The sequence below is a fragment of the Cellulosimicrobium sp. XJ-DQ-B-000 genome, from assembly GCF_031119065.1.
In the GTDB taxonomy this organism is placed as follows: Bacteria; Actinomycetota; Actinomycetes; order Actinomycetales; family Cellulomonadaceae; genus Cellulosimicrobium; species Cellulosimicrobium funkei.
The window spans coordinates 90,471-102,501 of sequence record NZ_JAVHYN010000006.1 but is presented as its reverse complement, the minus strand read 5'-3'; the positions used below and the strand labels follow the sequence as shown (position 1 = coordinate 102,501).

Genomic DNA, 12,031 nt, shown 5'->3' with positions numbered 1-12,031 from the left:
CCCGCGCTCCGCGCAGGCGCCGCGCCGTTGCAGGGGCGGCCTATGCTCGACTCCCGTGACATCCCGCACCCGAGCCCAGGACCGCGCCGCGGCAGCCTCCGCGCCGCCGCGCGGGCCCGCGCACGCGCGGACGCTGCGCACCCACCGGGTGGCACGCACCGTCGGCATGGTGGCGACGGCGGTGCTCGCGTTCGGGGCCGTCGGAGGGGCGACGGCGCTGACGAGCATCCAGGGCAACATCACGTCGTCGAACGCGCTGGAGCTGGTGGAGGACCGGCCGGAGCAGACCGTCCCCGACCCCAGCGACCCCAACGCCGGCAAGCCGCTGAACGTCCTGGTCATGGGTTCCGACGCACGCGGAGGGGAGAACGGCCACGAGGTCGAGGGCGTCGAGGGCATGCGCTCGGACACCACGATCCTCGTGCACGTCTCTGCCGACCGCTCGCGCGTGGAGATGATCTCGATCCCGCGCGACTCGCGCGTCGACGTGCCGGCGTGCACCACGACGAACGGGAAGAAGACCGCGCCGGCGAACACGCGCTTCAACGCCGCGTTCGCCGACGGGGCGACGGTCGGCGGGGACGTCGACTCCGCCGCGGCGTGCACGGTGCAGACCGTCGAGAGCCTCACCGACGTGTACGTCGACGGCTTCGTCGTCGTGGACTTCGCGGGCTTCCAGAACATGGTGACCGCGATCGGCGGCGTTCCCATCTGCATCCCCGAGGCGATCGACTCCCCCAAGGCCGACCTGCAGCTCGCCGCCGGGTGGCAGACGCTCGACGGCGCCCAGGCGCTCGGGTTCGCCCGGGCACGCTACGGGGTCGGAGACGGGTCGGACCTCAGCCGCATCGGCCGCCAGCAGCAGCTCCTCGCCGCGACGGTCAACCAGGTGCTGTCGAAGAACCTGCTCTCGGACCTCGGGCAGATCTACGGGTTCGTGGACGCGGGCACCAAGTCGCTGACGATGAGCGACAACCTCTCGTCGATCCCGAGCCTCGCCGGGCTCGCCTTCAGCCTCCAGGGCGCGACCAGTGGCAACATCACCTTCATGACCGTTCCGAACGCGCCGGACCCGCGGGACCCCGACGCGAAGGTCGTCTGGACCTCGGAGGCCGACGAGCTGTGGGCGAAGGTGCGCGCCGACGAGCCGATCGTCGCGCCCGCTGCCCCGGCCTCCCCGCCGGCGGACGACAGCGCGACCGACGCCCCGCCGGTCACGGAGGGAGACGACGCCCCCGCGCCGGACCCGGCCGCCACCGACCCGGCGCCGGTGCAGTCGAAGGAAGCCGGCAAGGAGGCGTTCTCCGCCGCCGACCAGACCTCGCAGTGCGGGTGACCCCATGACCGACCCACGCGACCCCCGGTCCTTGCCGCCGAGCTTCACGCCCCAGGGCGGTCGCTCGCCCCGGCCCTCGTCGGCCGACGACGCGATCGCCGTCGGGAACAGCGGTCGCCCCCGGCCGCCGGCGCGGTCGGTTCCCGACGACGCCGTCCGGGCCGAGCCGCGCATCCGACGTCAGTCGTCGCGAGAGATCCCGGTGACCCCGGCTCGCAAGGGGACGCCGCCGCCTGCGCCGCCCGCCGGACGCACGCGCTCCCGGGGCGAGCCCGCCGCGACGGCGCTGCCTCCGTCCGTCGCACCGGCGCGCTCTGCCGAGCGCTCGGCACCCGCTCGCGTCTCGTCGTCCCCGCACGCGAGCGCACGCGCCGCGACCGCGAGCCCGGGCCGTTCCACGGCGGCCTCTCGTCCGCGCCCGGCCGGGCCCGGCGGTCCGGGCGGCGGGCGGCCCCCGTCGGCCCCCGGGCCCTCTCGTCGCGGCGGCTTCCGCGTCCGCAAGGGCCGCGTCGTCGGCCTCGTCGCCGGCGTCGTCATCGTCGCGATCCTCGCGTGGCCCGTCGGCCTGCTCATCTGGGCCAACGGCAAGATCCAGCACGTGGAGGCGCTCTCCGGCGCTCCCGGCACCGCCGGCAGCACCTACCTGCTCGCCGGGTCGGACGCGCGGGGCGACGGCATCAGCGAGGACGGCACCGAGGGCGCGCGCACCGACACGATCATGGTCCTCCACGCACCCCCGAGCGGCCCGGTCGCGCTCATCAGCCTGCCGCGCGACACGTACGCGGAGATCCCGGGGAACGGGTCGAGCAAGCTCAACTCGGCGTACTCCTGGGGCGGCCCGGCGCTGCTGGTGCAGACCGTCGAGCAGCTCACCGGTCTCACGGTGGACCACTACGTCGAGGTGGGGTTCGGCGGTGTCGAGGGGATCGTGGACGCCGTCGGCGGGGTCGAGCTGTGCCTCGACTACGACGTGGACGACCCGAAGAGCGAGCTCGTCTGGACGGCGGGCTGCCACGTCGCCGACGGCCACACGGCGCTCGCGTTCTCGCGGATGCGGTACTCCGACCCGAAGGGCGACATCGGGCGGGCCGAGCGCCAGCGCCAGGTCATCGGCGCGATCAGCTCGCAGGCCGCGAACCCCAGCATCCTCTTCCGCCCGGGCGACCAGGTCTCGCTCCTCGACTCCGGGCTGGGGGCGCTCACCGTCGACGAGAAGACCGGCGTCGTGGACCTGGGCAAGCTCGTGCTCGCGTTCCGCAAGGCCAACGGGCCCGACGGCATCACCGGCACCCCACCGATCTCGAACCCCGACTTCCGCCCCGGCGGCAACCTGGGAGCGACCGTGCAGCTCGACCCCGAGACGGTCGGCCAGTTCTGGGTCGACATCCGCGACGGCAACCTCGCACCCGGCCAGGTGGGCGGGCTGCCGCAGTAGCGGACCGCGGACGGGGTCAGAAGACCGGCAGCACGTCCCGCACGCGTTCCTCGAGCACCGGGGCGATGGAGCGGACGTACGCCTGCGTCAGGTGGTTGTTGTCCCGATAGACCATGCGATTGCCCTGCACGTAGGGACACACCCCGTCGAAGCACACGATGTCGTTGAGATCGACGAGCGCGACGTTGGCGGGCAGCTCCATGTCGTCGGCCGGGCTCCGCACGTCGAGCACGCTGGTCGCCTCGACGGCGCAGACCGTCGGGTCGTTGCTGACGGCGACGCAGTCCGGAGCCGACTCCAGCAGCCACGGCGTGTCGCGGAGGGCGACCACCTGGACGCCCACGGCGTCGAGGGCCTCCCAGGCCCGCACGTACCCCGGCGGCACGAACTCGTTGCCCGGGATGCTGTCGTCGTTCCACGAGTACCGCGTCCCGATGGTGAAGACCGCGTCGGGCGGCGACTCGACGAGCTCCTCGACCACCTCGGTGTTCCAGTCCCGGCAGGACTGCCACGGGTTCTCCTCCGGGGTGTCCAGCGAGAACGGGCACCCGCCCTTGAGGTAGGTCACGACCCGGAACCCCGACACGGAGCCGATCCCGGACAGGGCGTCGACCCACTGCTCCGCGTGGGAGTTGCCGACGACCGCGACGACCGTCCGCGCCGTCTCGTCGCCGTAGGTGCACCGCACCACGGTCGTGTCCTCGTTGTAGGTGACGCACTCGTCCCGCGTCGGCAGCGCCACGTCGAACGGTGCGGTCACGGGGTCAGGGACCGGCGTGGCGTCCTTCTCGACGGAGAAGACCCCTGGCGCGGCCACCTCCATCGCCCCCGGGAACCCCTCGAAGCTCGCGGTGTCCACGGTGCTGAACGACCGCCGTTGGATCTCGAGCTGGCCGAACCACCCCAGCGGCAGCGCGACGGCGAGCGCGGCCGCGACCGCGACCGCGACTCGCAGGCCGCGCAGCCCGTCGGTCCGGGGACGTGGCGTGGCCGAACGGAGCGGGACCTCGACCCAGCGCCGGGTCGCGTAGGCGAGCGCCCCGGCGACGAGCAGCACCGCGGTACCCGCGAGCCACCCCACGGGCCGGTCGCGCACGACGATCGCGAACACGAGCACCGGCCAGTGCCACAGGTAGAAGGTGTAGGCGTAGCCGCCCGCCCGCGCGACGGGCGTCGACGCGAGGAGGCGGGAGACGGAGCCCCGCGGGAGCTGTCCGTCGGACGTCGCACCGGCGAGCACGACGAGCGCGGCACCGGCGACGGGCACGAGCGCCGCGGGGCCGGGGAAGGACGAGCCGCCGTCCACGACGAGACCGGCGGCGAGCAGGACCGCGACGCCGACCCACCCGCCGACGACGCTCCACCCGCGCGAGACCCGCGCGCGCACGACCGCGAGCGCGAGCAGCGTCCCCGTGAGGTACTCCCACAACCGGGCGAAGGTGTCGTAGTACGCGAACGACTGGTCGAGACGCACGGAGACGAGGGCGTAGAAGAACGACGCGACGGCGAGGACGACCACCGTCGCGTGCACCGCCGAGAGCCGAGCGGGCGACGCCCACCGACGGGTGCACCACCAGACCGCGAGCAGCAGGAGCGGGACCCCGACGAAGACCTGGCCCTGGACCGACAGCGACCACACGTGCTGGAGCGGGCTCTGCATCGCGTCCGCGGCACCGTAGGTGTGCTCGCCGACGGCCAGCCGCCAGTTCTCCACGTAGAGGAGCGAGGCGAGGGTCTCTCCCGAGACGTCGCCCCACCGGGTACGCGGCAGCCACACCATGCTGGCGACGAGCACCGCCGCGAGCACGACGACGAGAGCCGGCAGCAGGCGCCGGGCAAGCCGGGGTAGATAGTCGCGCAGGCGGACGGGCGCCCCCCGGGCGAAGCTCCGGAGCAGTCCCCCGCCGACGAAGAACCCCGAGAGCATGAGGAAGACGTCCACGCCGCCGGAGACGCGGTGCACCCACACGTGGTAGACGGCGACCAGCAGCACGGCCACGGCGCGCAGGCCGTCCAGGTCGTGCCGGTACCCGGCCGTCGCGGGCGCACCGGCCCCGCGAGGCCGCGCGTGCCGGCGAACCGGCGCGACCGCACCGCTGGCGCGGGCCTCCGAGAGGCCGGCGGCCCAGGGGGGTGGGGTCATGCTGGTCATCCTTGTCGAGGGGGCGGCGGCCTCGCCGACGCGTTCCCCCGGCGGGCGCACCGCACCCGCTCCTCGCGTCGCCGAGGATCCGTTCGAGGCTACCCGGTCGGCGCGCGTACCCCGAAACGGACCACGCCGGTGGCGCCCGAGGCTTCAGAGGCCGGAGCGCGCCGCCCGCAGTCGCGCACCCTTGGCACGAGCCTGCTCCCCCAGGTCTGCCTGGAAGGCCACCATGCGCTCGCGCAGCCGCGCGGCGTCGTCGTCGGTGCCCGCGGCGAGGATGCGCGCGGCGAGCAGGCCCGCGTTGCGCGCGCCGCCGACGGACACCGTCGCGACGGGGACGCCCGCGGGCATCTGGACGATCGACAGCAGCGAGTCCATGCCGTCGAGGTGGCGCAGCGGCACCGGGACGCCGATGACGGGCAGGGGCGTGACGGCGGCGAGCATGCCCGGCAGGTGGGCCGCTCCCCCGGCGCCCGCGACGATCACGCGCAGGCCGCGCTCCGCGGCGGTGCGGCCGTAGTCGATCATCTCGACGGGCATCCGGTGGGCGGAGACGACGTCGACCTCGACGGGCACGTCGAACTCGGCCAGCGCGTCGGCGGCGGCCTCCATGACGGGCCAGTCGGAGTCCGACCCCATGACGATGCCGACGACGGGGTTCTGGCTCATGCGCGCTCCTCGCTCGGGTCGGTCGCGGGGCGCTCGCCCCGCAGGGTCGCGGCGGCGGCCAGGGCCCGGCGCCGGACGTCGTCCAGGTCGTCGCCGCTCACGTTGACGTGGCCGAGCTTGCGCCCGGGGCGCACGCCCTTGCCGTAGAGGTTGACCCGGGCGTCGGGGAACGCGGCGAGGACGTCGGGCAGCGCGTCGGTGAGCTCGTCGAGGGTCGAGCCGAGGACGTTCGCCATCACGGTCCAGCGCGCGGTCGCCGCGGTGTCGCCGAGCGGGAGGTCCAGGACGGCCCGCAGGTGCTGCTCGAACTGGCTCGTCATCGCGCCGTCGATCGTCCAGTGGCCGGAGTTGTGGGGACGCATCGCGAGCTCGTTCACGAGCACGCGCGGGCCGTCCTCCCCCGCGACCTCGAACATCTCGACCGCGAGCACCCCCGTGACGCCGAGCCCCTCGGCGATCCGCACGGCGGCGGCGCGCGCACGCTGCGCCTCGCCGTCGGTCAGACCGGGCGCGGGCGCGATCACCTCGGCGCACACGCCGTCGCGCTGGATCGACTCCACGACGGGCCACGTGCGCACCTCGCCCCGCCCGTCCGCGCCGCCGCTCGGGCGCCGGGCGACGAGCACGGCGAGCTCGCGCGCGAACGGGACCTTCTCCTCGACGAGGAGCTCGGGGCCGTCCGTCGCGGCGGCCTCGATCCACTCCGCCACCTGCTCGGGGCCGCCCTCCGCGGCCGAGACCACGCGGACGCCCTTGCCGTCGTACCCGCCGCGCGCCGTCTTCACCACGGCCTCGCCCCCGACCTCGGCGAGAAAGCCGGTGAGCGCTGCCCGCGCCGCCGTCGGGTCCGTGGGGAGCGCGGCCCAGCGCGGGCACGGCACGCCGAGCTCGGTGAGCCGGCGCCGCATGACGATCTTGTCCTGGGCGTGGACGAGCGCGTCCGGGCCCGGGCGCACGGGCGTGCCGTGCTCGAGGAGGTCGGTGAGCAGCGCGTTCGGGACGTGCTCGTGCTCGAACGTCAGGACGTCCGCCGGGGCGGCGCCCGCGGGGGCGATGAGGGAGCGGACCGCGGCCTCGTCGGACGCGACGCCGACGGGCGCGTCCACGACGACCTGGGCCGCGGACGAGTCCGCGGCCTCCACGAGCACGCGAAGGTGCACGCCGAGCTCTCCGGCCGCGGGGGCCATCATGCGTGCGAGCTGTCCTCCGCCGACCACGGCGATCACTGGGGCTGCCACGTGCACCCACCCTAGTGCCTGGCCGCGGGGCGGCCCTCCCCCGACCGCCCGTCGGACGGACGGACGGCGGACGGCACCCGGGCGGGGGCCAGGACCGGCCGGTAGCCTCGAGGGGTGGTGAACGACCTGGACCGACGAGCGGAGACGTCCGCGACGTCCGGGTCGCGCCGCGAGCGGGTGCTGGCGCGGGTCCGCGAGCTCGCGAAGTTCGGGTCGGTCGGCGCGCTCGCGTACGTCGTCGACCTGGGCCTGTTCAACCTGCTGAGCTTCGGCCCGGGCGAGCTCCTCGGGCACAAGCCGCTCACCGCGAAGATCGTCTCCGTCGCCGTCGCGACGCTCGTGGCGTGGGTCGGCAACCGGTACTGGACGTTCTCGGACCGGCGCACGCAGTCGCGCGGGCGCGAGCTCGCGGCGTTCGTCGTCGTCAACGTGGGCGGGATGCTCATCGCCGTGGGGTGCCTCGCGATCTCGACGTACGCGCTCGGGCTGACGTCGCCGCTCGCCAAGAACGTCTCGGCGAACGTCGTGGGGCTCGCCCTGGGCACGGCGTTCCGCTACGTGGCGTACCGCCACCTCGTCTTCACGGGAGACCGCCCCGACGCCGCGACCCCGGCGAAGACCGCCGACGACGCGGCCCGCCCACCAGCGGACGTGCGGGCCGACTGAGCCGCGCACGTCCCGGACGCGTCAGCCGCGTCGACGCCGACGCCGACCGCCGGCCGCGACCACCGTCCCCGTCGGCAGCACGACGCGCGGGTCGAGGCGCCGCGGCACCCCCGCGAGGAAGAGCGCGAAGACCGCGGGCCGACGCTGCGCGAGCTCCAGGCGGCCGCCGTCGGACGCGGCGAGGTCCCGGGCGAGCGCGAGGCCGAGGCCGGTCCCCGCGCCCGAGGTGACCTCGCGCTCGAAGATGCGCGGCGCGAGGTCGTCGGGGACGCCCGCGCCCTCGTCGGACACCTCGGTGACGATGGCGCCGCTCGTGCCGGACGGGCGCGCGCGGACGGTCGTCGTGCCGCCGCCGTGCTTGAGGGAGTTCTCGATGAGCGTGGCCAGCACCTGCGCGAGCGCGCCGGGCGTCGCGAGCACCTGGTACTCGGGCGGCACGTCGACGACGAGCCGGCGCCCCGCCTTCGCGAACGTCGGCACCCACTCCTCCTCCTGCTGGTGCACGACGTCGAGCAGGCTCACCGCCTCCGTCGTCCCGCCCTGCGCGCGCCGCGACGACGCGAGGAGGTCGTCGACGACGCCGACGAGGCGCTCGACCTGCTCGAGAGAGATCCGCGCCTCCTCCTGGACGGCCGGGTCGTCGGACGCGAGGGAGATCTCCTCGAGCCGCATGCTCAGGGCCGTGAGGGGCGTGCGGAGCTGGTGCGACGCGTCGGCCGCGAACTGGCGCTCCGCGGCGAGCCGGCCCGCGAGCCGGTCGGAGCTGCGCGCGAGCTCGGCGGCGACGAGGTCGATCTCCTCGACGCCCGAGGGTTCGAGCCGTGGGCGCACCTGCCCCGAGCCGAGCTGCTCCGCCGACGCCGCGAGATACACGAGCGGCGCGGCGATGCGGTTCGCCTGCCACACGGCCATCCCGATGCCCGCCGCGAACGCGACGATCGCCGCGGCCACGACGAGCAGCACGACCTGCGCGGCCCGGAGGTAGGCGTCCCAGTAGGAGACGGTGAGGGTCACGAGCGCGCCGGAGTCGGAGTGCAGGGGCTGCTCGATCTCGCGGCCGGTGACCTCGTCGCCCGCGGTGAGCACCGTGCCGTCGGGCAGCGCGACGTAGACGTGCGCCGGGGGGTCGCTCGCGCGGGGCTGGACCGCGTCCTCGATGACGTGGTCCGGGATCTCGTCACCCGTCGCGAGGCGCGCGTCGATGGACCGGGAGAGGCGCTCGACGCGCGAGGAGAGGTCGTCGACCTCGCCCTGGAGCACGAACCGGGCGCCGTAGAAGGCGAGGGGGAACCCGAGGAGGATCACGGCGACGGCCACGGCCGCCACCGTCGCCTGCAGCATCCGACGCCGCACGCTGCTCCTCGCTCCCCGTGTCCCTCGTCCCGTCAGGGGACGGTCAGCTCTCGCCGGTCTCGAAGCGGAAGCCGAGGCCCCGGACGGTCGAGATGTAGCGCGGCGCGTTGGCGTCGTCGCCGAGCTTGCGGCGCAGCCACGACACGTGCATGTCGAGCGTCTTCGTCGAGCCGACGGGCTCCGAGCCCCACACGTCGCGCATCAGGGCGTCGCGGACGACGACCGAGCCCGCGCTCGCGACGAGCACGCGCAGCAGCTCGAACTCCTTGGTGGTCAGGTGGAGCTCCCGCTCGCCCTGGAACGCCCGGTGCGCGGAGACGTCGATGCGGACGTCCTGCGCCGCGAGCTCCTCCTCGTCGACCTGCTCGCCGTGCGAGCGGCGCAGGAGCGCCCGGACCCGGGCGAGGAGCTCCGCGAGGCGGAACGGCTTGGTGACGTAGTCGTCGGCGCCCGCGTCGAGCCCCACGACGAGGTCGACCTCGTCGGCGCGCGCGGTGAGCACGAGCACGGGCGTGGTCAGGCCCTTGTGACGGATCTCGCGTGCGACGTCGAGGCCGTCCATGTCCGGAAGGCCCAGATCGAGCACCACGATGTCCGCACCGCTGGCCGAGTCGATCGCCCCTTGACCAGTTCCTTGGACGACGACGTTGTAACCCTCACGTGTCAGTGCGCGCGCCAAAGGTTCGGCAATCGCCGGGTCGTCCTCCGCTAGCAGTACGTGGGTCATTCGCTCATGCTAGGGCATCAGTACGACTTCGGTCCCATCGTGCCCGGTGAACTCTGCGACCCTGGTCGGACGTCGCGCGACCGCCCGCTGCCTAGGCTGGACGCATGGGTTGGTACGAGCGCCTCGGGCAGTGGTCCGACGAGCACCGCTTCGGTGTGGACCTCACCGTCACGCTCGTCCTCGCGGTGGTGTTCGTGCCCGCGTCGGCGGCGTTCTCCGCGTCGGGCGCGAGCGGCGTCGGCACGAGCGGCGGCTGGGCCGCGTTCTGGGCCGTGCTGCTCCTCGCGCCGCTCCCCTGGCGACGCTCGCACCCGCTCGCGTCGGCGGTCACGGTGTACTCGGTCGCGCTCGTGCACCTGCTCGCGGGCTACCTCCTCATCTTCCCCGCCGACTTCGCCGTCCTCGTCGCGCTCTACTCGGTCACGGTCTACGGGCCGCGCTGGGCCCACCGCACCGCGATCGTCGCCTCGCTCGTCGGCGCGGTGGTCCTGGGCGTCGCGCTCGGGCTGCTCTCGGGCCGGCTCCAGGACCTCGCGCTCATGGTGTTCCTCACGTCCGCGTTCGGCGGCATGACGTTCCTCGCCGTCTGGGCGTTCGGCCTCGTGCGGCGGTCCCGGCGCGAGACGATCGCCGCGCTCGTCGACCGCGCCGAGCGCCTCGAGGTCGAGCGCGACCAGCAGGCCCAGATCGCGACCGCGGCCGAGCGGGCGCGCATCGCCCGCGAGATGCACGACATCGTGGCCCACTCGCTGTCCGTCATCATCGCCCAGGCCGACGGCGGCCGGTACGCCGCCGCCAACGACCCCGACGCCGCGGCCCGCGCGCTCGCGACCGTCTCCGAGACGGGACGCACCGCACTGGCCGACATGCGTCGTCTGCTCGGCGTGCTGCGGTCCGAGCCGCCGCGCCCGCCCGCGCCGGGGGCCGCCGTCGGGCCCGCGGGCACCCTGGCGCTGCCCGCGGGGCGCGGCGGTGCCCCCGGCCCGGGCTCGCCGTCCGGACCCGGCGCGCCCACGCAGCAGCTCCCGGGGAACCCCCCGCCGGCCGCGCTCGAGCGCGCGCCGCAGCCCGACGCCGCCGACCTCGAGAGCCTCGTGGCCCAGGTGCGCGACAGCGGGATGCGCGTGTCGTTCGTGCGCGTGGGCGAGGCGCGCACCCTGCCGCCCGGGGCCGGGCTCACGGTCTACCGCGTCTGCCAGGAGGCGCTCACCAACGTCCTCAAGCACGCGGGGCCGGACCCGGAGGTCACGATCGTCGTGCGCTGGGGCGCCACGACCCTCGACCTCGAGGTCGAGGACGACGGCCGGGGCGCCTCCAGCGCGGCGGAGGCCCGGCAGGACGCCCGCTCCGGCGGCTACGGCGTGCTCGGCATGCGTGAGCGGGCCGCGCTCTTCGGCGGGTCCGTCCAGGTGGGGCCGCGCGCGGGCGGCGGCTTCCGCGTGCACCTGCGCCTGCCCGTGCCGCCGGTCCCCGGTCGCTCGCCCGCGCCGCCCGGCCCCGCGCCGTCGGGCCCCGTGCCGTCGGGCCCCGTGCCGCCGGGGACCGTGCCGCCGGGGACCGTGCCGTCGGGGCCCGCGCTGCCGGGCAGGTCGGGACCGTCGGGCAGGATGGGACCGGGCAGGACGGCCGCGGGACCGGCTCCGGGCCTGTTCGCCCCGCCCCCGCCGCCCCCCTGACCCGCGCGCGAGCCCTCCGACCGGACCGACCGACAGGACACCATGACCGACGCCCTCCCCGTGCCCGGCGACGCGTACGCCACCGAGCCGCACGCTCCCGTGCGCATCGCGCTCGTCGACGACCAGCAGCTCGTGCGCGCGGGCTTCCGCATGGTGATCGACTCCCAGCCCGACCTCACGGTCGCCGTCGAGGCGGGCGACGGGCTCCAGGCGCTGCGCCTGCTCGCGGACCACCCGGTCGACGTCGTGCTCATGGACGTGCGCATGCCGCACCTCGACGGGCTCCAGACGACGGCCCGCCTCACCGCGGCGGCGGCCGACGGCGCGCACGCCCCGAAGGTCATCGTCCTCACGACGTTCGACCTCGACGAGTACGTGCTCGAGGCCATCCGCTCGGGCGCGAGCGGCTTCCTGCTCAAGGACGCGCCGCCCGAGGAGATGCTGGCCGCGATCCGGACGGTGCACCGCGGCGACGCGGTCATCGCGCCGTCGTCCACGCGGCGCCTGCTCGAGCACCTCGTGACGGCGCTGCCCGCCGAGCAGGTCCAGGACTCGCCCGCGCACGCGGCCGTCGAGGGCCTCACCGAGCGCGAGCGCGAGGTGCTCGTGCTCATGGCGCGCGGTCGCTCCAACACCGAGATCGCGAGCGACCTGTTCGTCGCCGAGGCGACGGTCAAGACCCACGTCGGGCGCATCCTGGCCAAGCTCGGCGCGCGCGACCGCGTGCAGGCCGTCGTGACGGCCTACGAGACGGGGCTCGTGCGCCCCGGCGCCTGACCCGCTCC

General features: G+C 75.0%; 10 protein-coding genes. 5 read left to right on the top strand and 5 right to left on the bottom strand.

The genetic code is table 11. The features are described 5' to 3' along the window. Window positions 1–55 precede the first annotated feature (55 nt). Window positions 56–1,336 carry an LCP family protein gene (locus RDI86_RS11320; protein WP_241005836.1) on the top strand — a complete coding sequence of 427 codons (1,281 nt, stop codon included), beginning with the start codon at window positions 56–58 and terminating at the stop codon, window positions 1,334–1,336. Between the two features lie 4 nt (window positions 1,337–1,340). Continuing rightward, window positions 1,341–2,771, top strand: a complete 1,431-nt coding sequence (locus RDI86_RS11315; protein WP_308821425.1) for an LCP family protein — start codon at window positions 1,341–1,343, stop codon at window positions 2,769–2,771. Between the two features lie 16 nt (window positions 2,772–2,787). On the opposite strand, the gene RDI86_RS11310 is transcribed toward RDI86_RS11315, so the two are convergent. The 3 genes from RDI86_RS11310 to RDI86_RS11300 form a co-directional block, all read right to left on the bottom strand. Then, window positions 2,788–4,914, bottom strand: coding sequence for an acyltransferase family protein (locus RDI86_RS11310; RefSeq protein WP_308821424.1), 2,127 nt, complete (start codon window positions 4,912–4,914; stop codon window positions 2,788–2,790). 153 nt (window positions 4,915–5,067) lie between these two features. Beyond that, window positions 5,068–5,586 (bottom strand): 5-(carboxyamino)imidazole ribonucleotide mutase, encoded by a 519-nt coding sequence (purE, locus tag RDI86_RS11305; protein ID WP_061267482.1) that lies wholly within the window; start codon window positions 5,584–5,586, stop codon window positions 5,068–5,070. Continuing rightward, a complete protein-coding gene (locus RDI86_RS11300) occupies window positions 5,583–6,824 on the bottom strand; it encodes a 5-(carboxyamino)imidazole ribonucleotide synthase (RefSeq protein WP_308821423.1) in 1,242 nt (413 codons plus the stop codon). The genes purE and RDI86_RS11300 overlap by 4 nt, the downstream gene beginning before the upstream one ends. 114 nt (window positions 6,825–6,938) lie before the next feature. On the opposite strand from RDI86_RS11300, the gene RDI86_RS11295 reads away from it, so the two are divergent. After that, window positions 6,939–7,490 carry a GtrA family protein gene (locus tag RDI86_RS11295; protein ID WP_083711932.1) on the top strand — a complete coding sequence of 184 codons (552 nt, stop codon included), beginning with the start codon at window positions 6,939–6,941 and terminating at the stop codon, window positions 7,488–7,490. A 21-nt stretch (window positions 7,491–7,511) separates the two neighbouring features. On the opposite strand, the gene RDI86_RS11290 is transcribed toward RDI86_RS11295, so the two are convergent. Together RDI86_RS11290 and RDI86_RS11285 are read right to left on the bottom strand one after the other, a co-directional pair. Continuing rightward, on the bottom strand, window positions 7,512–8,843 hold the full coding sequence (locus RDI86_RS11290; protein ID WP_061267480.1) for an ATP-binding protein: 1,332 nt from the start codon (window positions 8,841–8,843) through the stop codon (window positions 7,512–7,514). Between the two features lie 43 nt (window positions 8,844–8,886). Next, window positions 8,887–9,570, bottom strand: a complete 684-nt coding sequence (locus RDI86_RS11285) for a response regulator transcription factor (RefSeq protein ID WP_031316534.1) — start codon at window positions 9,568–9,570, stop codon at window positions 8,887–8,889. Window positions 9,571–9,674: 104 nt separating this feature from the next. Here RDI86_RS11285 and RDI86_RS11280 point away from each other — a divergent pair, with 104 nt between their 5' ends. Together RDI86_RS11280 and RDI86_RS11275 are read left to right on the top strand one after the other, a co-directional pair. After that, a complete protein-coding gene (locus RDI86_RS11280; RefSeq protein ID WP_308821422.1) occupies window positions 9,675–11,246 on the top strand; it encodes a histidine kinase in 1,572 nt (523 codons plus the stop codon). Between the two features lie 42 nt (window positions 11,247–11,288). After that, window positions 11,289–12,023: a response regulator transcription factor gene (locus tag RDI86_RS11275; RefSeq protein WP_051876517.1), complete on the top strand. Its 735-nt coding sequence runs from the start codon at window positions 11,289–11,291 to the stop codon at window positions 12,021–12,023. The last annotated feature ends 8 nt before the right edge of the window (window positions 12,024–12,031 follow it).